The sequence below is a fragment of the Dyadobacter sp. LHD-138 genome, assembly GCF_030929615.1.
Classification (GTDB): Bacteria; Bacteroidota; Bacteroidia; order Cytophagales; family Spirosomataceae; genus Dyadobacter.
In genome coordinates, this window is sequence record NZ_JAVFVU010000004.1 from 167220 (window position 1) to 193243 (window position 26024).

Sequence of the window (26024 nt, forward strand, 5' to 3'; positions counted from 1 at the left end):
TGATCGCTAGCCCACTTATTAAACAACACCATATCATTGGTTGCGGAACGGCCTGCCTGGCTTCAATAGCAGCTTGCCGCAAATTTTGTCTTTTGATAGCTCGTATTTGTCAATTAGCTGAAATAAACCCCAATATTATATGCTTGGACTTCTTGGGAGAGTTCCAAAGATAGGATTTTTGTTACTTTTTGTGAGTCTCAATGCTTATGCGCAGACGAGACATATTGCTGGCAGGATTTTGGATGTGCAGCAACAAGCTATCCCTTTTGCCTCTATTCAAATTGAAGGAGAAAACAATGGAACTGTTACGAATGAACAGGGATATTTTAACCTGGTGATTCGTAATTTAGAGAATCGGATATTGGTCGTTAGTTCTCTGGGTTATAAAACCAATAAACATAAAATTGATATTGATAAACAGGGTCTTATAGTCATTTTAGAAGCGGATGCAACGCAACTTAATGAAGTTTTCATTTTTCCCGATAGCTCCCTAAAGGTTTTACTTGCGAAAGCATACAGGAAAATTAACGACAACTATCCTCAAAATTCAATTGAATTAATTGGGTTTTACAGATCTTATCATAAATCGACAAAAGATAATCGCTATCTGGATTTTACAGAATCTTCGTTAAGAATCCAACAAAGTGGATATCAAAATTCAAAAGAAGATGCTCAGGTAGAAGTGCTTAAAGTGCGTAACCTCAGATTCCCTCAACGTGACAGTATCGATAACGTAAGATATTACGGTGGCGCATTTATGGTTAATTGGAATGATCCTGTCAAAATGAGAGAAGCTTTTTTGAATCCTGCCTATTTCAATAAACGTTTTATTTATCAGCTTGAATCAATTTCGAAATACAATATGGGAAAAGATTCAGTTTATGTCATTCAATTTAAATCAAATGACACGAGAGAAACAAAGGAAGGTAAAATTTGGATTGACAAAAAAACGCTGGCTTATCAGAAAATTGAATGGAAAGATAATGATCCGAAAAACCCAAATCCTCTGATTCCAATAAGAAGAATTACCAGAAATTATCTAACACTTTATCAACATCAAGATGCTGTAAATGTGGTGAAATACACTTCGGTAAGTGGTAAAAACTACAATGGTAAGACAAAGCAGGAGAGTAATTATGTACTTGAATTTGTTACAACTGCCTGTGATCTGATAAAAAATCGTAAACAAATACCATTAGAGAAGAGGCTGAAATACGGCGAGCTGTTTGCAGAATTAGAGAGTACTAATGATATGCATTTTTGGGATGAATACACCACGATTGAAATGGATTCGGCATTAAAAATGGCGAGGATTAGGATGTCTCGCGACGAAACTGCGAAAGCGAGTTATAAAGAGATTAAATCGAGAAGAGATCTTAAAGTCAGAATATATAACTTAACAAAACGCATAACAATTGGTTACGCATTAAATGGAGCTTTCTTTAAATCCATAGATAAAGAGCGTGTCTGGTTAGATTACATGGATCAAATGAATGGTGGTGCACGGGCAATTTCCAGGCCTGCCGTCATCTCCGGGAGTACAATTAGCATCGGATACGAACTGAATCCATATAAGCAGCTCAGAATGGATTTTACGGATGGATTATTTAACTCTAATCTTTACAAGGTCACTTCGATTAAATTTTATCAATATTATCTGGTGAAAAGAGAAGGGAATCCGCTATTTGTAACAGCTTCGATAGGTTTCTCAATCGGTAAAGCGGGGCTATACTTAGGAGAACTTTCTTCCGAGAAGGATATAGTTATGAATGGTAAGAATTTGGGTAAGAATTCAAAAGTTTTTTTAGGAGACCGGGATATTAACGGTCAGATCGGTTTGGGTTTGGAATATCGGAAAAAGCGACTTTCTTATTTTGGAGAATTGAGCTATGCTCAAAATATCCATCAAAAGGACATACTACTGCTCAGAATGAAAAGAAATTTTTTATTTACAAGAACTGTTGTCACGGATTACCCTTCCAGTGAGATTTTAATAACACCTGAGAATGTATATAGGGGTGTTTCTCCCATGTCCATGGCCTTTGGGATACGTATGAGACTTTAAGTTAGTCATTATCTATGAGAGCAAGTATTTTTATTAAACAGCATGATATCACGGACTGTGGTGCAGCTTGTTTAGCTTCTGTTGCGGGGCATTATGGATTAGGGATGCCTATCGCCCGTGTGAGACAATATGCAGGGACAGACCAAAAAGGTACCAATGTCCTTGGACTTATTGAAGCCGCTCAAAAAATTGGGTTTCAGGCAAAAGGCGTTAAGGGAGCGCTAGAAAGTCTTAATAAAATTCCATTACCTGCAATTGCCCATGTTATTGTAAAAGGAGGGTTGCATCATTACATTGTAATATACAAAGTTACAGATAAAGATGTCACGTATATGGATCCCGGAGATGGTAAAATCCATACTAAAGCACTAGAAGAATTTAAAAAATTATGGACAGGGGTATTAATAATTTTATTGCCTGCGGATAATTTTGTAATTGAAAATCAACGAGTTTCCGTTCTACGCCGCTTCTGGGCTTTGGTCAATCCACACAAAAGTGTCATGATCCAGGCCTTATTTGGTGCAGCTGTGGCTACCTTACTTGGCTTATCCACGTCCATATATATTCAGAAAATAACCGATCATGTATTGCCCTCGGGCAACATGGACTTGCTGCGTTTATTGAGTGTCGGTATGTTACTGATATTGGTTTTGCAAACCGTAGTGGGTACGATAAAAACGGTTTTTGTTTTCAAAACCGGTCAGCAGATTGATGCGCAGCTTATTTTGGGTTATTACAAACATTTACTGACACTTCCGCAGCAATTTTTTGATACCATGCGGGTGGGAGAGATTATTTCCAGGGTAAATGACGCCGTTAAAATCCGCTCTTTTATCAATGAAACGGTGCTGGACCTGGTTGTTAATGTCTTTATCGTGCTGTTTTCCTTTATGCTGATGTTCACTTATTACTGGAAACTGGCGCTGATTATGCTGGCCATCATTCCGTTTTATGTGTTTTTCTATTGGATATCGAACCGGATTAATAAACGTCTTCAGCGTAAACTCATGGAGAATGGTGCCGAGCTGGAAGCGCAGTTGGTGGAATCGTTAAACGCAGCTTCGACTATTAAACGATTTGGTATGGAGGCTTATGCTAACTATAAAACGGAAACACGGTTTATTCAGCTGATTCGTACCATTTATAGTTCATTTATGTCGTCCCTTTCGGTTAGTACCGCCAGCGGCTTTATTTCTCAGCTATTTACGATCATTTTACTGTGGGTTGGAACCTCCTTTGTCATAACCAATGCACTCACGGCAGGTGAGCTTTTTTCATTTTATGCATTGATCGGTTATTTTACGGGACCCGCCGGCAGACTCATAGGTGCGAACAAGACCATCCAGGATGCGTTGATTGCCGCTGACAGGCTCTTTGAGATTATGGATTTGGAACGTGAGAAAACAGAACATAAAATTGAGCTCACCGAGGATATGGTTGGGGATATCCGTCTGGAAGATGTTACTTTCAGATATGGAACACGCGCCATTATTTTTGAACATCTGAATCTAACAATCAGGAAAGGTAAAATTACTGCGATCGTGGGAGAGAGCGGGTCAGGTAAGTCTACACTTATTTCGCTACTGCAAAATTTGTACCCTTTGAAGAGCGGGCGGATTAATATCGGTGATTTTGATGTTCAGCATCTCAGCAACGAAAGTTTAAGAAAGCTGGTTAGTGTTGTTCCGCAGCAAATCCATCTTTTCGCGGCTACTGTTCTGGAAAATATTGCTCTTGGTGCGTTTGAACCTGACATGAAAAAGATACTTTATTATGCCAGGAAACTGGGTATTCATGAATTTATTGAAGCGTTGCCCAATGGGTATGTTACGGAACTGGCTGAGAACGGGAGTAATCTGTCGGGAGGTCAGCGGCAGCGGCTGGCCATTTTACGGGCGTTATACCGCGAACCTGAGATAATTATTTTTGACGAAGCCACGTCGTCTTTAGATACAATTTCGGAACGATATGTGCAGGATACGATCAAGTCGCTTTGTGCGGCTGGAAAAACGGTAGTACTTATTGCGCATCGATTATCCACGGTACGGGAAGCGGATGAGATTATCGTTGTCCATAAGGGCAAAGTTATCGAAAAGGGGACTCATGAAACACTATTGGTCGAAAAGGGACAGTATGCTTCATTATGGAGTCAGCAAAGTGGCGTGACAGTATTTGAAACAAATCATGTAAATTAATCTGGCGACAGGGTATGCAGCAACAACTTTTCCCCTCAGATGTTCTTGAAAATAGCATGGAAGGGTATTTGCCGCGCGTGGCAGTCAGGAGTCAGTGGATATATGCCACTACAATTTTTGCCCTCATGCTGACCTTGTTTTCTCTTCCTTTTCTATACATTGATATATCCGTCCAAAGCAGTGGAAGTCTTCGTACTGCAAACGAGAAAACAGAACTTCGTTCGTTGGTCAATGGTGTTATCCAACATGTGACTGTCATTGAAAACCAGACGGTAAGGAAAGGAGAAGTGCTTTACGAGATAAGTTCTCAGGAATTATCTTCGCGTATACATTTGAATAAGGAACAGCAAGAGCAGAAAAACGCATTTATCCACGACCTGGAACAACTGGTCAAAACTGATAAGTCTGGTTTATACAAGGAGCATATTTTCGGAACTTCGCTTTATGCGCAACAGTTTTTTTCTTTTCAGTCAAAAATGCAGGAGAACTTGTTTCACCAGCAAAAGATCAAAAAGGAACTGGATGCCGATAGAAGACTTTTTAAGGAAAAGGTGATTGCGATGCGTGAGTTTGATAGTAAAGAATTTGAACATACGCAGCTGGTTGCACAATATGAATCCGCTTTTCGTCAGCAAATGGGGCAGTGGCAGTCTGATTTGAGCAGTCAGCGTACAACCCTGCAACAGTTACATGCAGAGGAGAAGCAGCTTACCGAACAGAAGAAAAACTATGTAGTCAATGCGCCTGTTGCCGGAAGTATGCAGCAGATTTCCGGTAAATACGTGGGTAGTTTTATACAAGCTGGCGAATCTTTGGGCATCATCTCGCCTGACGATTCCTTGATCATCGCCGAATGTTATGTTTCACCACAGGATATAGGGCTTATCAAAAAGGGATAACATGTTTTGTTCCGCATGGATGCTTTCAATTATAATGAATGGGGGATGGTAAAAGGTAAGGTTGAAGATATCGCCCGGGATTTTACCATCATAAAGGACCAACCCGTGTTTAAAGTTAAATGTTCATTGGATCAGAAAAAGCTGCAATTGAAAAATGGTTATCAGGTAACACTTACCAAGGGATTAAGTCTTCGCGCTGAATTTGTGATTACGAAACGTAGCTTGTATCAGCTAATCTACGACAAGGTCGATGATTGGTTTGATCCGAGGAATGGATAGATATGTTTGGTAGGTATCAAATAGGTAAGCCGGTTAATACATTTTCAAGTATGAGGCAACGTAAAGAAAGGAAGTATCTTCCGTTCTTTGGAGAAGTACGCTATACCCCGAATATCCGGATCGATGACATACTTCTCCTTAAACAAAAACGGAATTTCTTTTATACCAAGACGGCCGAGATTGGTTATCCTGCGAACGATATCGTCATTAATCCGCAAAACATTTACCAGGGTATTTCTCCGGTAACGCTGTCTTTGGGAATCCGCCTGGCTATGTAAAAATCGAGTGTAGAGCGAATGTAATTTCCACTCTCCACGCTCCACTTTCAACTAAACTAAAGGCTCCTGCTGGCTCAGACAATGGAAACTTCCCTGGCCCCAGATGATTTCAGTGGCTTCTAACGGAATTATTTTTCCATCAGGGAATGCTTGTTCGAGAATATCGATGGCGATTTGGTCGTTCGGGTTTTTAAAAACCGGTACGATAACGCCCGCATTACAAATCAGGAAGTTAGCATAGGAGCCGGGTGTCCGGAAATCGTCGATAACCACGGCTTTGGGCATGGGTAATTCGATAATATTCGGTTGTTTGCCATTTAACAAACGCATGGCTTTGAGCATTTTCAGGTTCGTTTGTAAAACATCGTAATTTTCGTCGTTCGGATCGTTTTCAACACAGGCAAGAATCGTGTCTGCATTGACAAAACGGGTTGTGTCGTCGATATGCCCATCCGTGTCGTCACCTACAATGCCGTCTTCCACCCAAAGAACCTGCTCGGCTCCGTAATAGTCGTAAAGGTATTGTTCAATCTGTCCCTGATTCAAATGCGGATTACGGTTTTTGTTTAACAGACAGGATTTACTGGTTAGTATACTGCCGGCTCCGTTAAATTCTACCGAACCACCTTCCATGATAATGCCCGGTGTGACAGCTGGTAAATCAAGATATTTTGCAATCGCCTGCGGTGTACGGTTGTCGTCGTCATACGGAGGATATTTACCACCCCAGGCATTATGCCCCCAATCAACGATCATGCGCTGTTTGGTATCAGGATTGATGAGGAAAGCAGGGCCATGATCCCTGCACCAGGCATCGTTGGTGGGTTTGATGATAAATTCAATTTTGGAAAGATCAACACCAATGGCAGTCAGTTGTGTGATGATAAATTGTTTCAGATTTTCATCATGGGCAATGATCCCTACATTTTCTCCCTGACTGATGGCCTTGATAAAAGCCAGATATTGGGGATACATGTTTTTAAGTCTGTCACCCTGCCAGGAAGCATCGTTGTGCGGAAATGTAAGCCAGGTAGCGCGGTGCGGGTGCCATTCGGCTGGAAACGTAAATCCTGATGCTTTGGGTGTGGATGACAGGTTAATTTGTGACACGGTGGTAATGGTATGGTTTGTTGATCTAACTTCAAATGTCCTGCAAATGTCGCAAAGGTTTTTTGAAATCGCATGGATGAACCTAAGAAAGAAAACGGACAAATTTGAAAATACATGTTTGTCGCCTGTATAAAATGGAAAAATCCAAAGCCGTTGGCTCTGGATCTTCATTAGCGTTGAGTAAAGTAAACAGGCGTTAGTTATTAGAAACAAGCACGTTTTCAATTAAATAGGAGCCGTCTTCTGTGGTCAGATTGTAAGCAGTTTCCACTTTTCGTGCATTGGTATGCACGATCCCTACTTTCCAGGAGGAAACCTGCCCGGTTGACGGTTCGTAGTGATACAACACATCGTTTCTGGATAACTGCTTCATTGTTTTGTTCCCTTTGTCGGTAGTCACCTGGTGGTGCGGCGCTGCTTCCAAAAGCACTGCCGGCACAAGCGGCCATGTCTCACGGGCAACGGTTTCATTGAGAGGACGCAGATAGACGGCCGTCAAAGCTGTGTTGGGGTGACGATACACTTCTACCTCTTTTACCTCGGTAGCGATGCTTTTTCCCGCATGGCAGGTCTTTACTTTTTCGCCCACTTTCACTTCCCGTATCGGTTTTACGGTTCCGTCGGCCATGGTTACTGCCGCATTTGCACAAAAATATTTATAATGTTTTTTTTCTTTTGCAGAAATTTTCCGCGCGATCCCTGGTCTGGAATCAGCAGTTGCACCATTGTCGGCCTGAGCCATTGCCGTAAAAGACAGCAGAGACAGAAACGGAATCATGATTTTTTTACGCATAACAGGATCGTTAGGTCAGGCTTTTGAAACGCTTATAAATACTTTACTAAAAAGATTGGGCAGTCCGCCCAGGGCAATCAGAACGCCACCGGCAATGATCAGTGTTGGTAAATGCGTAAAATAGGTACCAGTTGTCAATATTCCGAGAATAAGAATGGTGGAGAATGGCAGTGAAAATGCTAAAAGCAATACGGCCAGTTCCATATCGAAAGTTCTCTTTTCTTTTGCCAGTCCCATGGTATCTTCGCGCAGGTTAAATGCCGAAATATGCGCCAGTGGCCAGAAGCTTGCCGCACTCAAAGGTATAACCACCGCAAGCAAAATCATAGACTGATCGGTGATATTCAAAACATAAATCATTCCGGCGCTGATCAGCATCGTGCTTCCGGCTCTGAATAATAGTATACTAGCTACGATACGCTTCTTTCCTTCCTTTAGTTGCACGGCCAGGCCGATGAACATAAGCACGAGCGGCGTCATCATGGCACTTGTTTTGTCAAAAATTTCAGTGATTACAAAGGGTAATGTGGAGTAGTTTATTCCTAAGCTTAGTAATACGATCGCAAGAATGATAAGCACGTTAATGGGTTCCTGAAGCATGTTGGCAAACAGACTCTTAAGTTTCCCGCCCAGTTTTGTTTCCTTGTCGTGACTGTTTTTTAGGAACATATTCATAGCCAGAATGTAGAGCGAGATCAGGACGAAAAATTTGTTTCCAACATCGGCCAATGCCGCAATGGCCAGACTTTTTTCACCCAGGAATTCAGCAATAAAAGGAAAACAGGAAAGTCCCGGCGCCAGTGAAGGAATGAGCATCATGAGTGTTCTTCCCGTGGGACTGTTTTTTTCGATTCCAAAAAGCGCAAAAGCCAGCGGAGCGGAAAAAAACATCAGAAAATTAAACACCAAAGTCACAAGTGGAATGATGAGCATTGATGAGTCCATTTCGATCTTCATCAGCGAAATAAAGATCGTCGATGGCAAAGCAACAGCAAGGATGATCTCTCTAATACCGTTGGTTTGCTCCTTACTTTTAAACTTCCCGCGGAGAAATAATCCCAAAGCAATCAGTAAAAGTAAAGTAATGGTTTTTTGTAAGGCATCACTCATAATTAAAGCTTTTTATTGACTGAATACCGGATAAAAGATCCGGTGGAATAAATGAAGTAAAAGGATTGGCTGGTCTTGCGGGATTGAACATCCGGATTGGAAACAGGCACCGGAAAACCAGCCATTTTTCCGATAATAATAAATTAGCTTATCGTTCCAAGCGCGCTTACGAATGACTTCATTTCATCCATTGTACCGATACTCACACGAAGCCAGGGTTTGTTTTGAATATCAAATGCACGGCAAGAGATATTTTTTGCAGCCAGTTTCGTCAGCATATCTTTTCCAGGCATGTTGATCGGGAAAATCACAAAGTTGGTGTAAGAAGGGATATATTTGTATCCCATTTTATCAAGATTGGCAAGTAAATATGTTTTCGCTTCGTGGTTCAGTTTACGTGTCATGACCTGGAATTCGCTATCGTCGATTGCAGCAGAAGCAGCCGCGATTGACGTATAGGAAATACCCATTCCGCCGCGTGTAATTTTTTCGATCTGCTTGATGAAAGCAGGCTGCGCAGCGATGTAACCAACACGGATACCAGCCATGCCCATAATTTTTGAGAACGTACGGGCGACGATTACATTTTTGTTTTTCTGAAGCAATCCAACCATACTTTCAGTATCAGCACCAACCGCTAGTTCGATGTAAGCTTCGTCAACGAAAATAGGCACTTTCTCAGAAACGCGTGAACAGAAGTCTAGCAGATCTTTGCCTGTTGTGATTGCACCGGTTGGATTATTAGGGTTGCATATGTAAACAAGTTTTGTGTCCTTATCAACAGCAGCTTCCATCGCTTTCAAATCGTGGGAATGGTTTTCTGTGACAGGAACGGCTTTCCATGTTGCACCAACAGACTTGGCAACCTGGACCAATGACATATAACAAGGGTCAGCAGAAACGATATTTCCACCATGCATGAACAATACAAGGGCCACTTTTTCCAAAAGGTCAGAAGAGCCGGGGCCCATCATGATATAATCCTTGGAAACGCCTTCTTTTTTTGCGATTTTATCAACAAGGTCAGACATTTCTTTCCATGCGTAACGGTTTCCGCCCGCTACTGATTCGGCAACCGCTTTTTGAGCGCTTTTTGGTGGTCCGTATGGATTTTCGTTTGCGCCGATACGGATCATTTTAGAAAGATCTGGTTTTTTGTCCAGAAAATGTTCCCGTACCATCGGGCTACGGTAAATGCGGTTTTCAGGGTCAAGAGATAAGTCGGTATTTGCAAATGCTCCCATGCTCAAGTGAGGAGCAAGTGTCATACCACCAATAGCCATTAAGCCTGATTTTAACAAGTTGCGACGGTCGATTTTTTGAGTCATTTTTGTTATTAAAGTTTAGTAATGGGAAGAGACAAGAAGGTATTTGGTAAGCGCTTAATATTATTTCGCAGACACAGTTGCCTGGGAGAAACGGGTAAATGCAGTGCCTTTGTAGGTGCCGGACCAGGTCAGTTTGATCAGGTCGCCTTTCCGCTGGATACGGTTTCCTTCAAAGCCAAGTGCCTTGTAGGAAGTCTTGAAAGTGACCAGTCCGCTTGCGTTGGACGACAGGTTATCACCAAGTTTTCCTGCTGCTTTTAAAGCATCAGCACTGAATGTGAAGGTTTTTGAACCAAATTTTACGGTGTCTTTTTTTACCGTTTTGTTGATTTCGTAGTTGATTGTGATCTGAACATTGGGAGCAGGAATGGAGTCAATACCTTTTGATTTATCGAGTATTCTGCTTTTATCTAATTCTAACACTCGGGCAGAAAATGTTAACTCTGCCGCAGAGCTATCGTAGGTGACAGTAGATGTTTTTTCGATCGGATAACCGAAAGGAGCTCCTACAATATCAACAAGCACCGGCGAAACGGTTGCGTCAACCCATGGGTCTTCTTCTTTGCAGGCCGAAACCGCAGCTCCGGCAAGCATTAAGATAGTAAAAATTTTGATATGTTTTTTTAATGACTTCATTTTCAGTGTTTTTTAGTCTGTAATTTACTATAACTGATCCTGGTTATTCAACCCACCAAAGCTTGGTTTTCATATCGTCTTTACCTCCAAGCAATGCAACACCCGCTTCAACGCTGGTTTTGTTCAGGGAATATTCATTGGTCGAATAGGTGAAACGGGTAGGTAAAACACCGTCATTATTCAGTACTGCTCTTGGGTCTGGTGCCGGGAATACCGGTAATCCGGTACGGCGCCATTCGGTCCATGCTTCAATACCCTGGCCGAATAAGGCAACCCATTTTTGCTCCATGATCTTAGCCTTTGTGGCTGTTCCGAGTTTTGCAAGGAAATCAGCCGTAGGCGTCAGGGCGTATTGTGTGAAAGACGCGTTAACCGCAGTTTTGAAATAAGCATCGGCATCTCCGATTATATCACCGTCAATCGCGGCCTCGGCCAGTATGAAGTTCAGTTCAGCGAACGTCATGATTACTTCCGGTGCCGTAGCTTTGGTGAAATAATTTCCGATGGTCGAGCTCGTCGCTAAAAAAGTGGTTGCTATGGCATCGGGTAAACCATTTGGGTGCCCCTGGTAAACGCCCGCTTTATTGGGATTGGCGTAGACCGTAATTCTGGTATCACCCATTGCGTTCATCTGATCCACCAGTGTTTTGCTCAAATTCCAGTCGGTACGTCCGCCCTGGATAATGATCTGGTTCCACTCGTTATTGCTAGGCAAAACAGCGGAGCAGTTTAATTGCGCATTGTCTGCATTGGTAGTGAAAATCGGGTAAGTTTTAGCATCTGCAAGAATTTCGGCGAAAACGGCTTTTGATTCAGCCGGTTTTTTCTTCGCCTGACGGTTGGCCAATCGCAAACGAAGCGAGTTGGCAAACTTTTTCCATTTCAAAATATCACCATTGTAAACGATGTCTCCCGCAACCACCGGGCCTCCGACACTCAGCATGCTATTGGCTGTTTTCAGGTCCGAAAGCATGGCAGCGTAAACGGCTTCTTGAGAATCGTACTTTGGCGTATAAATCGGCGTGGTGGCTGTTCCCTGAATGGCCTCTGAATAAGGAATAGGGCCGTACATGTCAGTCAACAAAGAGAAAACCCAGGTTCTCATAACCATCGCAACACCTGCATAATTGGCGTTCGGTGTTGTGCCGTTGGGCATCGACATGGTGATAATTCTTTGGAAATTAACCTGCGCGTCGTTGTAAAAGCCTTTCCAGTTATTGTTCGTTACGGCAACAGAAACCGTATAGTCATCCCCTTCGTTGGAATAAATGTTACGTGTCAGATGCTGCATGTAAAGTTCTGCCGCATCAATGTTAATGCGTTCGAAGCGATCTCTGTGTCCCCAGTAGCGGTCGATCGAAGATTCCAGACCGGTAGTAAGCAGATACTGGGCTTTAACCAGTGTCGGGTTGTTTGGGTTGGCGTTTATTTCTTCAAAATCCTTGGTGCAGCTGTTCATTGAGAACAATACGGCTGTCAGGGCAAGAACCAGTGGCTTGTATGTTATTTTTCTCATAATGAAAGTCAGTTAGAAGTTCCCGATCAACAGGAGAATTAGAATGAAAAGCTTAGGTTAACCCCCATACTTCTTGAACTTGGAAGCTGACCGTAGCCAAATCCTTGTGCATTTCCACCTTTCGAATCAAACTCCGGATCCACATGTGGTGTGTTTTTGAAGATCATCCAAACGTTACGGCCAACCAGAGAAAGTTTAGCTGTCTGGAAGAATGTTTTCTTCAACAGGTGAGACGGTAGGCTGTATCCAAGCGTTAGTTCACGCAGCTTTACATAACTTGCATCAAAAATGGCTGCTTCATGATAGTTACGCGGGTTGTTGTAAGCGTAAAACTCTTTTGCAGGAATGATGATGTCGTTTTTAGCGAAACTTCCATCCGGCATTTGTTTAACACCGTTACCGATAACACCTTCTTCACGTCCAACAGCCGTTTCTTCATACTGACCCGTCCAGCGACCTGTTCCGGTTCCTTCGTCGAAGATATCGCCACCCATACGCACATCAACCAAAGCTGAAACGATTATGCCTTTGTACGTAAATGTGTTGGAAATACCTCCGGTCCAGTCCGGCTGGATGTTACCCAGTTTGATTGTGCCCGGTGCTACTTGTGGCAAACCGTTGGCGTAGATTACTTGTCCATCTGGTGAACGTAGCCATCCTTTACCGTAATAGGTACCATAAGCTTCGCCAATTCTGGCTTCGGAAGTCATACCTCGTTGTGTTGCAAGTGTATACGTTGTTAGTCCTTCCGCCAGTGCAACCACTTTGTTTTTGTTTTTGGCGAAGTTCACCGCGATATCCCATGAGAACCCATTAGATAACTTCACAGGATTGGCAGTTAACATGATTTCCACCCCTTTGTTGGTAATTTCACCGGCGTTCAGCACACGGCTGTCGTATCCGCTTGCCTTTGAAATTTCAACCGCAAGAATCTGATCTTTTGTGCTCTGACTATAATAGGTCATATCAAGACCGATTTTACCTTTGAAGAATCTCAGATCGGCTCCGAATTCTTTACCGGTTGTGATTTCAGGTTTCAGACCCGAATTAGCGATTTTCACAGCTTCGGAAAACTTGCTCATGCTGCCATTCCACGAACCGTTTGCAGTAAAAGTTTGCTGTAAAGCGTAAGGATCTGCATCGTTACCAACCTGTGCCAAACTCGCACGAACTTTGGCAAAACTCAAAACATTGCTTTTTACATCAAAAATATCGGTAAGAACTGCACTCAGCGAAACAGAAGGGTAGAAGTAAGAATTGTTGTTTTGGGGTAGTGTACTCGACCAGTCGTTTCTGGCAGTAATGTCCATAAACAATTGATTTCTCCATCCGATTTGGGCTGCACCAAATACGCTCTGGTTTTCAGATTTCGTGATCGTACTTTCGATCGTGTTCAAACTTGGAATGGAGTTGGCTGCGTTGTAAACACCATCCACCACCAGTTCTCCAACGGCGAAGTAATTTCTTTTGTAATAGTTGGTTCTTTTGATCGCACCAGCCTGAACATTCAGAGAGAAATCTGGCGCCACATCCTTGTTGAATGTAAACATGATATCAGAGTTCGTTTCCTGGTTGCGCAGCACTTCCTCATTGTATCTGCCAGGCGTTTTTGTACCGTTACGCACTCTTTCAAAGTTGGTCACATTGATACGCGTATCACTCCATACGTCTGTTCCGCTGCGAAGCATTACACTCAGTGAAGGCAGAATTTTGTAGTTCAGCGCTATATTTCCAAGCAACCTGTCCTTGTCATTTCCACTGGTCAGTTTCTTTTGAGAGAAATAAGGGTTGGTGAAGAAGGTATGCTGCCAGTTTGGTGGATCTGTGTCGCCCGGGATCTGGTTGTGAACAGCCGTATACTGCTCATAGTTGCGAAGCTGTTTCCATGAAACATGTCTGTGCGACCAGATGAATTCCTGTCCGGAAGTGTAACCGCGGTTGTCAGCACCAGACTTGATGTATTCAGCGGAAAGTGTCACGCTGAAATTTTTTGTCAGGTTGTAGCCGGAGTTGATTTTAAAGTTATACCGGTGGAAATCGTTGTAGTAAGCGATACCACTTTGTTTTGTATGACCGAGTCCCAAACGGAAGTAACCCTGATCATTGCCGCCTGCAACGGCAATGCTGTTCGAAACAGTGCTGCCAGTGTTCCAGAATTCGTCCCAGTTGTTTGGCTGCGGGGTTAATGGCGCCACATCATTTCCTGTCCACCATTGTCTTACCAGGCGGCCGTCCATCGGCGCGCCCCAGCTTTCATCCGTTCCTTCTGTTCCGGAAAGAGGTGCATTAGGGCCGTAAGCTGCACGGTATTGCTGAATTTCAAGAGGGTCAGTGATCGAGCCGCTCCATCCGTCATGATACCAGGTTCTGTAACCATTTCCGCCACCATAGGTGTTCTGGAATTTAGGTTTGATCCATGGGCGTTCAAAAGTGACGTTGGAGTTAACTTCAACACCAATTCCTTTCGTGCCTTTGCCATTTTTTGTTGTGATCAGAATAACCCCGTTTGCTGCACGTGAACCATAAAGGGCTGCTGCATTCGGGCCTTTTAAAACAGAAATATCTTTGATGTTGTCGGGGTTTACTTCTGACATGCCGCCACCATATTGGTTTGATGCAGAAGTTGCGGAGGCCTGTTGCATAGGCACACCGTCAATAACGATCAGGGGCTGGTTGTTTCCGGAAATGGAACCGGCACCGCGAATCTGGATGGTTGAACCACTGCCAGGTCCGCCGTTTGACTGGATTCTTACCCCGGCAATTTTACCTGAAAGTGCGTTTGCCACGTTTGTGGAGCGTGATTCGGTAAGGCTCGCACCTTTAACTTCCTGAACTGTATAACCTAATGCTTTTCGCTCTCGCTCAATACCAAAAGCTGTTACAACAACTTCGGCAAGCTGGCGGGTGTCCGCATCTAATTTTATGTCGAAAACAGATTGATTCCCGATTGGAACCTCCTTAATTAAAAAACCAACGTAAGAAATAACCAAAACGCCGTCGCCCGGAATTGTAAATTTAAATTTACCGTCCGCGTCCACGTTTGTTCCTGTGTTAGAGCCCTTGTAGATAATCGAAGCGCCCGCTAATCCCAGACCGTCATCGGCCGCAGTTACCTTTCCACTTATTTCACGCGTTTGGGCATTTGCCAATGTAGAAAAGAGAGAGGCCCATAAGAATAATAGTAAAATTTTACGCATGGGAAATCCGGTTAAATTAATTAGGTGAGTACTAATGCAGCGTGGGTAAAAAAAGTTATGGCTGTGGTGTCCACGTTTCTGTGCGCCGCACACACTTTCGCATGGACAGAACAGCACAGCCATAAGCTTACAAAACTGCTTTTCCGGAAAGCAATACCCTCTTAATCGAGGACAAACAGCGGGGTCGTCGCCAAATGCCGGCATGGCAGGTCAGCAGTCGACAAAATTGTTTGTCCACGTTGACGGGTAATCAATTGTAAATAGAATATCGTAAAAAGGCAGAACTTCTTTTTAGACAGGCGCGGCCTGGCAACTCAAGATGATCATGTTCCCCTTCTTACATTCGGATATATTCATGTGCGGCTGGAATATATCTGGCAGTTAAGAAGTTTAGTCATTCGTTTAATGACATTTCAAATATACTGACAAAGAGAATAAATGCAAGAGAATAAATTTAAAAATTGAAATTTTTTGCAATAATAATTGGTTTGTTGGCTTTATGGGAGAATATTATTGTAATATATCTATATTTAATGACAATAAACTTACTTTGATCCAATCTGTGTACTTAATAGACTTGTTGTGTGGTAGGTAATTGTTCTTTTATATAAGTTTTTATTTTAATGATTTGTCATTTATTTTTTGTTGTAATTTATTTTTTAGGTTATAAATTTCAATAGTATTGTTAATTTTTTTGTAATAGCTTTAAAAATAAGTTTTGTTTATGGTTGAAATGAAAAAAGGATCACGCTATGTGATCCTTTTTGAATATGGGAATAGTTACATTTTTAGAGCTTATTTTCCGTCAATGTAGCGGCTTAAAATAGGTTTGTAAGAATCCACTCTTCTGTCCCGGAAGAAAGGCCAGGTTGTCCGGTAATGATCCAGTTTTTGCAGATCAAGTTCTTCTACATGTACCGTTTCGTCGGTATGGGAAGCCAGATACAATAACCTTCCATGCGGATTGGCGATAAAGGATCCGCCCCAGAATTGCTGGTCAGCTTCACGGCCTACACGGTTGACCGAAACCACATAAACGCCGTTGGCTACGGCGTGGCTGCGTTGGATGGTTTGCCAGGCACCGTATTGTTCGTCGTTAATCACCGGATCGGTTTCATTGGTATCCCAGCCAATAGCGGTAGGGTAGAAAAGAATTTCCGCACCCATTAAGCTGGTAATACGCGCAGCTTCCGGATACCACTGATCCCAACAGATCAGCACACCGATTTTTGCAAATTTGGTATTGAAAATGCGATATCCATTGGTGTCAGATTCTTCGCTTGATGCGTCGCCCGGCGAAGCGTCGCCCGGTGTGAAATAGAATTTTTCGTAGTATCCCGGATCATCAGGGATATGCATTTTACGGTATTTACCAAGATAACGTCCGTCTGCATCCAGCACGGCCGTGGTGTTATGATAAAGTCCATGCGCACGTTTTTCGAACAAAGAAGCAATAATGATCACGCCAAGTTCTTTGGCCAGACTGCCCAGAGACTCAGTGGAAGGGCCTGGGATGGCTTCCGCGAGTTCAAAGTTTTTGTGATCTTCCACATCACAAAAGTATAAGGATTTGAAAAGCTCCTGAAGGCAGATTACCTGCGCACCTTTGGAAGCAGCCTCGCGGATTTTATTTTTAGCCTTTTCGAAATTCCCTTCTACGTCGGCGGAACAGCTCATTTGAACGATTCCGATATTTACTTTCTTGTTCATTCAATAAAAGTTATGATATCTTAATGGAGCAACGGTTTGAAAAACACTATTTACGATATGGAAGTTCTTTGATGTCAAAATCAAAGGAGAGCTGGTTCATACAATTGAAATGTTTTTTCGGACATGCTTTAAAGCCGATTTTGGAACATGGCCTGCAATCCAGATTGTTGTTTTCTATCACCTCAAAGGCTGTTTTATAAGGATACATGCCAAAAGCGGGGACGGTATTGCCCCAAATGGAATAAACCTTTTTCTTAAAGGCAGAAGCTACGTGCATCAGACCGGTATCGTGTGAAAAAACAATCATCGATTGTTCCACCAGTGAGGCCGACTGATTGAAGTTATATTTTCCGCAGCCATTGAATACCAGCTGATCGCCCAGGGCCCTTACTATTTCTTCGCCCGCTTCGAAATCTTCTTTGCCACCGAGCAATATGATCGGGAAATTGATTTTACGACATAACTCAATCATCCGCGGCACAGGCAGTTTCTTGGTCGTATGTTGTCCGCCGATGGCATAAGCTACAAATTTTTTCCGGTGTGTTTCCGGAATCCAGTCTCTTTCGACCTTATCCTTGTATGGAATAAAGTAATCCAGGCCGAGATCATCGTTGATGATGTTCAGTGGTTTCACTGTATCAAGATATCGGTCGACAATGTGGATATCCGGCAGATAATTTATTTTGAACTGTGTCTGCAACCATTTTTGTATGTTCAGCTTTTTAAAACTATACGAGCGTTTGAACAGCGCCAGCTTGATATGCAGCGTGCGCAGGTTGGTATGAAGATCAATAATATAATCAAAGTTTTCAGCGCGAAGCACTTTGATAATCGCATTGAGGCTGCCGTCGAGCAGCCAGGTTTTGTCTATATAAGGATTGTCTTCAAGTAAAAAACCGAATTTCTTTTTTGTGAGATAGTGAATTTCGGCATTCGGATATTGCTGCTTCAAACAACGTACAACGGGTGTAGTCAGGACAATATCACCAATGGATGAAAAGCGGAGGATTAAAAACTTAACAGGTTTGTTCACGATTTTTCTTTTACTTCAAGTTGTTGATCCCGCTGTAATACCTGCGGACGCTTATGTTTCCAGCGCTTGTGGCTCCAAAGCCAGTTATCAGGTTGTCGGACAATATCTTCTTCTAAAAACGAAATTTGCTTCTGAAGAATATAGTTGGTCGGTTCTTGTTTGGGGGTTTCGGTAATCAGCCGGAAATAGAACTTATAAAATCCCCGTTTAAAATTATTCCTTAAAACACCCATATACAAGACCGGCGCATTAAGTTTTCTCGCGATAAGCTCAACGCCTCTGAAAACACCTGTGTCCTGGTTAAGAAAAGTAGTCCAATAGGCCCGTTGGGGCGCCGGTGACTGATCGTTGATCAGAATAAAAAGAAATGGTTTATCCCTCGGACTTATCGCCCGGGAAAAGGCATCCTGCATCGGGACCATCTCGGTACCGAACTGCGTTCTGACATCCTTAAACCAGTTATCGAAAGTTTGATTGGCGAGCTGATGGTAAACCACCACCATCTGGTAGCGAAACTTGACTGCGGCGAACAAATTGAGCATTTCCCAGTTTCCAAGATGTCCTGCCACCACAACCAGATTTCTTTTCTGTTCATAATAATGATCCAGTAAATCTGATTCGGCTTCAAAACGACTGAGCAAGTCACTTTTGGAAATATTCCTTAATTTGATCGTTTCGAAAATGATGTCCGTGAAGTTCTGATAATATTTCTTTGCTATTTCCTGAATCGTATTTTCCTTTTCCTGCGGGAAGCTGTTTCGCAGGTTATTCAGGATAACCTGCTGGCGATAATGAAATACATCAAATATTAAAAACCGCAGCATGTCCGAACAGCGGTATAAGGCTTTCCAGGATAGTTTGGAAATGGCAGATAACAGTTTTATTAAAAATCGGGTAGTGATATTTTCCATGCTAATTTCTAAAATAACAGCGTTTTCGGCTCACAAAACCGGCTGTATTCAGAGAAGCGGGGTACGGACGCAGGTAATCTTTCGTCAGGGTACTAAACTCAGCAATTGTTCAGGTTTCAGACACTCCGGTTTAAGATGTTTCCAGCGTCTGTGGCTCCACAACCAGTTATGCGGTTGAAGTCTGATATCCTGTTCCAATATCTGAATCTGCTTTTCCAAAATTCCATTGACAGGAATTTCTTTCGGAGTCTCGGTTATTGTTGTTATGTCAACATGATAATAACCTCTTTTGTTCTCGATTTTGCTGAATTCTGCATATAATACAGGAAGATTCAGTTTTCTTGCAATCGCTTCGACGCCGCGAAAAACCCCGGTGTCCTGATGAAGAAATTTGGTCCAGAATGCGGTTTTGGGATTCGCTGATTGGTCGTTTGCCAAAACAACAACAAAAGGTTTGGTTCTCGGCGTCAATAACTCTTTAAATATTTTGTCCATCGGAACCAGTTTGGCCCCAAAACGAGTCCGGTAATCAAGAAACCATTTATCGAATTCTTTGTTTTGCAAAGGCCTGTAAACAACAATGCAGTCGTGAGAAAATTCGAGTGAAGAAAACAAGTTGGCAAGTTCCCAGTTTCCCCGGTGGCCCATCAGGAAAATGGCACTTTTATTTTGCTTATACAAATTGTTAATAATACTCAGATCGCCTTCCAATCGCTCTCTGATCACTTCGGGCGAGGCGGTTCGAAACTTTAATGTTTCCAGAATAAGATCGGTGAAATGAGTATAAAAGTTGCGTGCAATCACATCAAGTTCTTCCTCTGATTTTTCAGGAAAACTGTTTCTCAGGTTTGCTGAGATTACTTTTTTTCTATATCCAGCCACATCAAAAAGCAACCAGCTTAGTACGGTGGATATTCTGAAGACATTTTTCCAGGAGAGACCAGCAATGGAATTAAGAAAGAAAATTGAAATTTTTGCAACTAATTTATTCATAAAGCATTTTTTGCAAAATTACATATATCATATGTTTATAAAAAATTAGCATTTGTTTTTAAATTTGGGTAGTTTCACTGAACCAAACAAATACGTATCTAACTGTGTTAGAAGGATTATTTGACATAAAGAATGATCGTCGCCTCAGCGTATATCTTTACCGGATGGGATTCGGTATGTGGCTGATGTATCTCGCTTTGGGCGCACCGGCACTTCATGCCTACAAGCACTACCGCCTGGATTGCGGCGTGTTTTCCGTCGTTTTGATGGTAACAGGATTTTCCGCTTCCATGGTTTTTGATTATTTCCACAACCGGGAAGCGTATGAATACAAGAAGAAATGGCTTTTTGTGAGCTATCTTGTATTGGCAGGCATTATTTACTTCTTTATTCTTTAATCAGGCCTTCAGGTTCGGCTGGCCGATAATTTCTTCGAGTTTTTGATAAGACAAACCCGGTAAAGCAGCTACTTTGCCTATCACAATCACGGCTGGTGATTTTACATCTGCTTCTTTGGCAAGGGGAAGAATATTGCCAATTGTACCCAAAACAATTTTCTGTTCCGGCAAAGATCCGTTTTGGATAATGGCAACGGATTCATCGAATTTGTCGAGGCTTGTATATATCGCTACGATTTCTTCCAGCTTATGTGTACCCATCAGAATCACCACCGTTGCGGACGAACGTGCCGCCCAGGGAAGATCGGCGGATAACTCGTGCGATTTTGTAGTTCCGGTAACAACCCAGAAACTTTCGCTGACGCCGCGTGAAGTCAGAGGGATTCCGGCTAATGCAGGTACGGCATAGGTGCTGGAAATACCCGGGATAACTTCCGATGCAATGCCATGTTGTGCGGCATATTCTATTTCTTCATAACCACGGCCAAAAATAAAAGAATCGCCACCTTTCAGGCGTATCACTTCACCATGCTGTTCGGCTGAGGCCACGATCAGTTTGTTAATTTCATCCTGCCCGCAGCTTACTTTACCAAAACGTTTCCCCACATGAATTTTCAGGCAATCTTCCGGACAATTGTCCAAAATGGCAGGATGCACCAATGCATCATAAAGCACAACTTTTGCAGTTTGTAATGCTTTTATACCCTTCATGGTGATAAGATCGGGATCACCCGGTCCGGCACCGATTAATGTAAGTTTCATGGGGAAATGGCTGTTCGCTTTCGGCGATCAGCTGTCAGTGGGTTGCAGTGAAAATGATTGAAGTCCGGGATGACTTAAAGTCTATAAGAAGTCAGATATTTGGGAAGGTGAAAGAAGTCAAGACTGGGCGTCCCCGTTTTCAAAACTTGACTTCTTTATCGCTCAGCACCAGGCGAAAAGCTGATCGCCGACTACCGAAACCCGACCACCATTCAATTAGCTATCCTTTCCAAACGAAAGCTCCTGCAAAGCGGGCTCACCTGTTTCCATCAACTGCGCTTCACGCGTACTGCGAACAAAGTCTAAGAACTTCTCAGCAGTAGCAACGAAATAGGTTGCAAACGCCTGGGTTGGTTCAAATTTATTGATGCTGAAAGCAAGCGAACGGAATGGTGTTTCTTCTGAATCCGGAAGAATGTATTCAGCCGGGATTTCATACTTGAATTCTTTTCCGAAGTTACTTTCAAAGTCGTTGATGATACCGTATTGTGTGTTGGTGTTCACATCTTTGGTCATCAACAAACCTTTTGCACCCGTGATTAAAACATTGTAGGCATGATAAATCGCATCGGCCCAAATCTCGGATTCGAAGTTTTCTTTTGCAAGATTTAATTTTTCCTGTCCTTCTGTAATGGTCGTGGCCACAAGGTCCACCATCACGCTGGCACATTCACCAACACCAATTTCAGTTTTAAACAGTTCATCATGATCCCAGTCGCGGTAATCATCTTCCTGTAAAGTCGAAAGATCAGCGATAGGTTTCAGAAGCTGGAAGAAATAGTTTTTAGTCTGACGGGTGTAATACTGGTTGAAATATTCGCCGTCAAAAGCATTTGCTTCATAGTCGTTGAAAATGGCGCGAAGTGCTTCCGGTCCGCGTTTGGTCGGAACTTTGATTACTTTATCGCCGATCAAACCGATTCCGTCACCTGAAAAACCGCCACCCAATAAAACCTGAAGTGCTGGCAAAACCAGTTTTCCGTTTTTAATTGAACTTCCGTGGAAACCAATGTTAGAAGCATTGTGCTGGCCGCAGCCATTCATACAACCGCTGATCTTGATTTTGATATCCTGGTTATAGATCATTTCCGGGAATTCATCCTTCATCACATCTTCCAGTACCCGTGTGATACCATAGCTGCTCGAAATAGCAAGGTTACAAGTATCCGTTCCCGGGCAGGTTGTAATGTCCATGGTACTGTCAAAACCAGGGTTAACAAGTCCTAATTTAGAAAGTTCATTGTATATCGCTACCAGATCTTCACCTTTTATAAAACGGAGAATGTAGCCCTGGTTCACGGTCACACGAATATCATCAGCGGCATATTGGCGGACAACATCAGCCAATGAACGTGCCGTGTCAGAGCTCATATCTCCCAACAAAACACGTAATTGAACTGCGTACCAACCTTTTTGTTTTTGTTCAAACGTGTTGGTTTTTAGCCATTTTGTGAATTCAGGAATGTCAGAAACACTTTCAGAAGCAATTTTTAAAATATCTTCTTCGCTCAGAGCGGGGCGGGGAGCGTGGTTGATAGATTCAGCCTCGTTCGTTCCGAATAAATCCTCAGGAATCGTGAACACTTTATTCTTAACAGCCGTACGTTCTTCCGCAACTTTTGCCATCATGCCTTCCAATCCAAAATCGTTTAAAAGGAATTTCATACGTGCTTTATGGCGACGAACTCGTTCTCCGTAACGGTCAAAAACACGAAGCAAAGCTTCTATAAAAGGAATGACATCTTTTTCTTCCAGGAATTCGAAGGCAGTTTGTGCCGAGAAAGGCTGTGCGCCTAATCCTCCGCCGATCAAAACTTTAAAACCTTTTACCTGTTCCCCTGCTTCGTTTGTTCCCATCCTGGCGATAAGACCGACATCGTGGATAAAAGCGAGCGCAGAATCTTTTTCAGAAGAAGAAACGGCAATTTTAAACTTCCTGCCCATATCCTGGTTAATCGGATTACGGAGGAAATAAGTAAATATGGAATGTGTGATCGGCGTCACATCAAAAGGTTCTTCCGGATCAATACCCGCAACCGATGAAGCCGTGACATTACGAATGGTATTTCCACAAGCTTCTTTCAAAGTAATTCCGGCATCTTCCAGATCCGACCATAACTGAGGGGAATCTGAAAGTTTTACAAAGTGCAGCTGGATATCCTGACGCGTCGTGGCGTGCAAATTACCTGTTGCAAATTTGTCGGAAGTATCAGCGATGCGGACAAGCTGATCAGCGGTGATCCGTCCGTAAGGCAATTTGATACGGATCATTTGAACGCCTGGCTGGCGTTGACCGTAAACCCCGCGCGTCAGACGAAACTTACGAAAAGCTTCTTCCGGTGTTTCACCCGTGTTAAACGCGTTGATTTTGTTTTGCAAATCAACGATATCGCGTTTTGCTACGGCTGACACTTTGTCTGAAATTACTAAATTGTTCATGGTGAATGTTATTCTTATAGCCTATCGGAATAGTATATTAAATCTGTGTCAGAAAAAAGGTGTTGGAAACACACCTTTTATTCTATCATACAAGCGCCTACGGTTACGTTTGATGTTTCATCGATCAGGATGGCAGCGCCGTTTGCTCTGTTTTGCTGATATGCGTCGTACGCAACAGGTTGTGCTGTTCTCAAAACGATTCTTGCGACATCGTTCAGTTTTAGTTTTTCAACCTCATCCAGCTTCTCGTATGTATTGATGTCTATCTGGTATTCAATACTTCTAACAGAACATTTTGTCCTTGCAGTTCCATGTTGAAGCAGATATTTATCACCTGGTTTCAATGTTTTTTTATCGTCCATCCAACAGATAAGTGCTTCAAGATCCTGGCTCACTACTGGTGAATTGTCAACTGAAACGATCATGTCGCCACGACTGATATCGATATCATCTTCCAAAAGTATTGTAACCGACTCAAAAACAGTAGCTTCTTCAATTTCCTGTCCACCAAATTCGATTCTGGCAATTTTAGATTCTGTTCCGGAAGGCAGCACTTTGATAGCTTCTCCTTTTTTCAAAGAACCGCTTTGTAAACGACCGGCATATCCACGGTAATCGTGCAGCTCATCTGTCTGAGGACGAATCACATATTGTACGGAGAAACGTCCGTCAGCCGTGTTTTTATCTTCTAAAACATTAACGTTTTCAAGAACTGAAAGCAATGTTTCCCCGGTGTACCAAGGCATGTTTTTCGATCTTTCCACGATATTATCTCCGTTTAGCGCGCTGACAGGGATAATGGTAAGATCTTTGATATTCAGTTTGTTGGCAAGGTCTTTATAAGTCTGCGCGATTTCTAAAAACGCATCTTCCGAATTGCCAACCAAGTCCATTTTGTTGATTGCTACCACTACGTGCGGAATCCCCAACATCGAAGCAATCAGCGAATGGCGGCGTGTTTGTTCTGCCACACCGTGACGTGCATCCACCAAAATGATGGCCAAATCTGCATTCGAAGCACCGGTAACCATGTTACGGGTGTATTGAATATGCCCCGGCGCGTCTATCGAGATAAACTTGCGGTTTGGCGTCTGGAAATATTTATAAGCGACGTCAATCGTAATACCCTGTTCGCGTTCTGAACGAAGTCCGTCCGTTAATAGCGCAAGATCAATTTCACCATCATTACGGCTTTTGCTGGCACGTTCGATGGCTTCCATCTGATCTGCCAGAATATTTTTTGTATCAAAAAGCAAACGTCCGATCAACGTACTTTTACCGTCGTCAACGGAACCTGCTGTTATAAATCTTAGTAAATCCACCTTTGTTAATTATGAATTAAGAATGAGAGAATGATTGAATGTGCTCTAATGAGCTTTTTGTCAATTCTCATTGTTTAGAAATATCCTCCTTTTTTACGGTCTTCCATCGCAGCTTCTGTTTGCTGATCGTCGATGCGGGTTTCGCCGCGTTCGCTGATTCTTGAAATTGTGATTTCAGCAATAACTTCTTCCAATGTTGCAGCACTTGATTCTACCGCAGCCGTGCAAGTCATATCGCCAACCGTACGGAAACGAACCTGTCTTGTTACAATCTGATCTTCCGGATCTTTTTCGATTACCGGCGTATTGTATAACAAACGTCCGTCGCGCAGGATACATTCGCGTTCATGAGCGAAGTAGATGCTTGGCAGTGTGATCCCTTCTCTTTGAAGATATGCCCAAACGTCCAGTTCAGTCCAGTTTGAAATCGGGAAAACACGTACGTTTTCGCCTTTGTGAATACGTCCGTTGAAAAGATTCCAAAGTTCAGGTCTCTGACGTTTTGGGTCCCACTGGCCGAATTCATCACGGAATGAGAAAATACGCTCTTTCGCACGTGCCTTTTCTTCATCACGACGGGCACCACCGATGCAGGCGTCAAATCCGAATTCTTCGATGGTATCTAATAAAGTAAAGGTCTGCAACCAGTTACGGCTTGCATTTTTACCGGTTGGTTCTTTAAGATTTTTCGCTTTGATGGTATCTTCCACATAACGAACGATCAGTTTTGAACCGGTTTTTTCAGCAAGCATATCACGGTAATCCGTAGCTTCCACGAAGTTATGGCCCGTGTCGATATGAACCAATGGGAACGGAATTTTACCTGGTGCAAATGCTTTCTGAGCAAGACGAACCAAGGTAATGGAATCTTTTCCTCCTGAAAATAGTAACGCCGGACGTTCAAACTGACCAGCCACTTCACGCATAATGTAAATCGCCTCTGCCTCAAGCTGATCCAGGTAGTCCGGTTTTCTACGGTCAATATTGCCTTGGTCGCTAAGATCCGACGCCTCTTTTACTGAAATTGACATACTTACTTCATTAGACATT

General features: G+C 42.8%; 21 protein-coding genes. 6 read left to right on the forward strand and 15 right to left on the reverse strand.

The features are described from left to right. Positions 1-139: 139 nt before the first annotated feature. The 5 genes from RB622_RS03500 to RB622_RS03520 are packed head-to-tail and all read left to right on the forward strand — an operon-like array spanning position 140 to position 5716. Positions 140-2065, forward strand: a complete 1926-nt coding sequence (locus RB622_RS03500) for a carboxypeptidase-like regulatory domain-containing protein (protein WP_308045123.1) — start codon at positions 140-142, stop codon at positions 2063-2065. Positions 2066-2079: 14 nt separating this feature from the next. Then, a complete protein-coding gene (locus RB622_RS03505) occupies positions 2080-4260 on the forward strand; it encodes a peptidase domain-containing ABC transporter (protein ID WP_308045124.1) in 2181 nt (726 codons plus the stop codon). A 14-nt stretch (positions 4261-4274) separates the two neighbouring features. Beyond that, positions 4275-5159 carry an HlyD family efflux transporter periplasmic adaptor subunit gene (locus RB622_RS03510; RefSeq protein WP_308045125.1) on the forward strand — a complete coding sequence of 295 codons (885 nt, stop codon included), beginning with the start codon at positions 4275-4277 and terminating at the stop codon, positions 5157-5159. A gap of 15 nt (positions 5160-5174) precedes the next feature. After that, the gene (locus RB622_RS03515) at positions 5175-5438 is read left to right on the forward strand and encodes a hypothetical protein (RefSeq protein WP_308045126.1); all 264 of its coding nucleotides are present in this window, start codon (positions 5175-5177) and stop codon (positions 5436-5438) included. A gap of 50 nt (positions 5439-5488) precedes the next feature. Beyond that, positions 5489-5716, forward strand: a complete 228-nt coding sequence (locus tag RB622_RS03520; RefSeq protein WP_308045127.1) for a hypothetical protein — start codon at positions 5489-5491, stop codon at positions 5714-5716. Positions 5717-5767: 51 nt separating this feature from the next. On the opposite strand, the gene RB622_RS03525 is transcribed toward RB622_RS03520, so the two are convergent. The 11 genes from RB622_RS03525 to RB622_RS03575 all read right to left on the reverse strand — a co-directional run bounded on the left by RB622_RS03525 (position 5768) and on the right by RB622_RS03575 (position 20053). Then, a complete protein-coding gene (locus RB622_RS03525) occupies positions 5768-6826 on the reverse strand; it encodes an agmatine deiminase family protein (RefSeq protein ID WP_308045128.1) in 1059 nt (352 codons plus the stop codon). A gap of 196 nt (positions 6827-7022) precedes the next feature. Further along, on the reverse strand, positions 7023-7619 hold the full coding sequence (locus RB622_RS03530) for a hypothetical protein (protein WP_308045129.1): 597 nt from the start codon (positions 7617-7619) through the stop codon (positions 7023-7025). 15 nt (positions 7620-7634) lie between these two features. Then, positions 7635-8729: a hypothetical protein gene (locus tag RB622_RS03535; RefSeq protein WP_308045130.1), complete on the reverse strand. Its 1095-nt coding sequence runs from the start codon at positions 8727-8729 to the stop codon at positions 7635-7637. Positions 8730-8872: 143 nt separating this feature from the next. Then, positions 8873-10057 carry a histidinol-phosphate transaminase gene (locus RB622_RS03540; RefSeq protein ID WP_308045131.1) on the reverse strand — a complete coding sequence of 395 codons (1185 nt, stop codon included), beginning with the start codon at positions 10055-10057 and terminating at the stop codon, positions 8873-8875. A 60-nt stretch (positions 10058-10117) separates the two neighbouring features. Next, complete coding sequence (locus RB622_RS03545; RefSeq protein WP_308045132.1) at positions 10118-10693, reverse strand: hypothetical protein; 576 nt, start codon at positions 10691-10693, stop codon at positions 10118-10120. Positions 10694-10736: 43 nt separating this feature from the next. Then, a complete protein-coding gene (locus RB622_RS03550; RefSeq protein WP_308045133.1) occupies positions 10737-12209 on the reverse strand; it encodes a SusD/RagB family nutrient-binding outer membrane lipoprotein in 1473 nt (490 codons plus the stop codon). A 38-nt stretch (positions 12210-12247) separates the two neighbouring features. Beyond that, on the reverse strand, positions 12248-15406 hold the full coding sequence (locus RB622_RS03555; protein ID WP_308045134.1) for a SusC/RagA family TonB-linked outer membrane protein: 3159 nt from the start codon (positions 15404-15406) through the stop codon (positions 12248-12250). 795 nt (positions 15407-16201) lie between these two features. Continuing rightward, the gene (locus tag RB622_RS03560; protein WP_308045135.1) at positions 16202-17116 is read right to left on the reverse strand and encodes a carbon-nitrogen hydrolase; all 915 of its coding nucleotides are present in this window, start codon (positions 17114-17116) and stop codon (positions 16202-16204) included. Positions 17117-17162: 46 nt separating this feature from the next. Beyond that, positions 17163-18149 carry a glycosyltransferase family 9 protein gene (locus RB622_RS03565; protein WP_308045136.1) on the reverse strand — a complete coding sequence of 329 codons (987 nt, stop codon included), beginning with the start codon at positions 18147-18149 and terminating at the stop codon, positions 17163-17165. Beyond that, positions 18146-19060, reverse strand: coding sequence for a lysophospholipid acyltransferase family protein (locus RB622_RS03570; RefSeq protein ID WP_308045137.1), 915 nt, complete (start codon positions 19058-19060; stop codon positions 18146-18148). Before RB622_RS03570 ends, RB622_RS03565 begins: the two co-directional genes overlap by 4 nt. Positions 19061-19144: 84 nt before the next feature. Then, complete coding sequence (locus RB622_RS03575; RefSeq protein ID WP_308045138.1) at positions 19145-20053, reverse strand: lysophospholipid acyltransferase family protein; 909 nt, start codon at positions 20051-20053, stop codon at positions 19145-19147. Between the two features lie 104 nt (positions 20054-20157). Here RB622_RS03575 and RB622_RS03580 point away from each other — a divergent pair, with 104 nt between their 5' ends. Continuing rightward, positions 20158-20451, forward strand: coding sequence for a hypothetical protein (locus RB622_RS03580; RefSeq protein ID WP_308045139.1), 294 nt, complete (start codon positions 20158-20160; stop codon positions 20449-20451). Here RB622_RS03580 and cobA read toward each other — a convergent pair whose 3' ends face one another. The 4 genes from cobA to cysD form a co-directional block, all read right to left on the reverse strand. Beyond that, entirely contained in the window at positions 20452-21213 is a 762-nt protein-coding gene (gene cobA, locus RB622_RS03585; protein ID WP_308045140.1) for a uroporphyrinogen-III C-methyltransferase, read from the reverse strand. A 216-nt stretch (positions 21214-21429) separates the two neighbouring features. Next, positions 21430-23652: a HEPN domain-containing protein gene (locus tag RB622_RS03590; RefSeq protein ID WP_308045141.1), complete on the reverse strand. Its 2223-nt coding sequence runs from the start codon at positions 23650-23652 to the stop codon at positions 21430-21432. A gap of 77 nt (positions 23653-23729) precedes the next feature. Continuing rightward, entirely contained in the window at positions 23730-24974 is a 1245-nt protein-coding gene (locus RB622_RS03595; protein WP_308045142.1) for a GTP-binding protein, read from the reverse strand. 74 nt (positions 24975-25048) lie between these two features. Further along, positions 25049-26005, reverse strand: coding sequence for a sulfate adenylyltransferase subunit CysD (gene cysD / locus RB622_RS03600; RefSeq protein WP_308045143.1), 957 nt, complete (start codon positions 26003-26005; stop codon positions 25049-25051). Positions 26006-26024: the final 19 nt, after the last annotated feature.

Coding starts and splice junctions, on each gene's coding strand:
- RB622_RS03500 (WP_308045123.1), top strand. CDS start 140: ATGCTTGGACTTCTTGGGAGAGTTCCAAAGATAGGATTTTTGTTACTT.
- RB622_RS03505 (WP_308045124.1), top strand. CDS start 2,080: ATGAGAGCAAGTATTTTTATTAAACAGCATGATATCACGGACTGTGGT.
- RB622_RS03510 (WP_308045125.1), top strand. CDS start 4,275: ATGCAGCAACAACTTTTCCCCTCAGATGTTCTTGAAAATAGCATGGAA.
- RB622_RS03515 (WP_308045126.1), top strand. CDS start 5,175: ATGGATGCTTTCAATTATAATGAATGGGGGATGGTAAAAGGTAAGGTT.
- RB622_RS03520 (WP_308045127.1), top strand. CDS start 5,489: ATGAGGCAACGTAAAGAAAGGAAGTATCTTCCGTTCTTTGGAGAAGTA.
- RB622_RS03530 (WP_308045129.1), bottom strand. CDS start 7,619: ATGCGTAAAAAAATCATGATTCCGTTTCTGTCTCTGCTGTCTTTTACG.
- RB622_RS03535 (WP_308045130.1), bottom strand. CDS start 8,729: ATGAGTGATGCCTTACAAAAAACCATTACTTTACTTTTACTGATTGCT.
- RB622_RS03540 (WP_308045131.1), bottom strand. CDS start 10,057: ATGACTCAAAAAATCGACCGTCGCAACTTGTTAAAATCAGGCTTAATG.
- RB622_RS03545 (WP_308045132.1), bottom strand. CDS start 10,693: ATGAAGTCATTAAAAAAACATATCAAAATTTTTACTATCTTAATGCTT.
- RB622_RS03550 (WP_308045133.1), bottom strand. CDS start 12,209: ATGAGAAAAATAACATACAAGCCACTGGTTCTTGCCCTGACAGCCGTA.
- RB622_RS03555 (WP_308045134.1), bottom strand. CDS start 15,406: ATGCGTAAAATTTTACTATTATTCTTATGGGCCTCTCTCTTTTCTACA.
- RB622_RS03560 (WP_308045135.1), bottom strand. CDS start 17,116: ATGAACAAGAAAGTAAATATCGGAATCGTTCAAATGAGCTGTTCCGCC.
- RB622_RS03570 (WP_308045137.1), bottom strand. CDS start 19,060: ATGGAAAATATCACTACCCGATTTTTAATAAAACTGTTATCTGCCATT.
- RB622_RS03575 (WP_308045138.1), bottom strand. CDS start 20,053: ATGAATAAATTAGTTGCAAAAATTTCAATTTTCTTTCTTAATTCCATT.
- cobA (WP_308045140.1), bottom strand. CDS start 21,213: ATGAAACTTACATTAATCGGTGCCGGACCGGGTGATCCCGATCTTATC.
- RB622_RS03590 (WP_308045141.1), bottom strand. CDS start 23,652: ATGAACAATTTAGTAATTTCAGACAAAGTGTCAGCCGTAGCAAAACGC.
- cysD (WP_308045143.1), bottom strand. CDS start 26,005: ATGTCAATTTCAGTAAAAGAGGCGTCGGATCTTAGCGACCAAGGCAAT.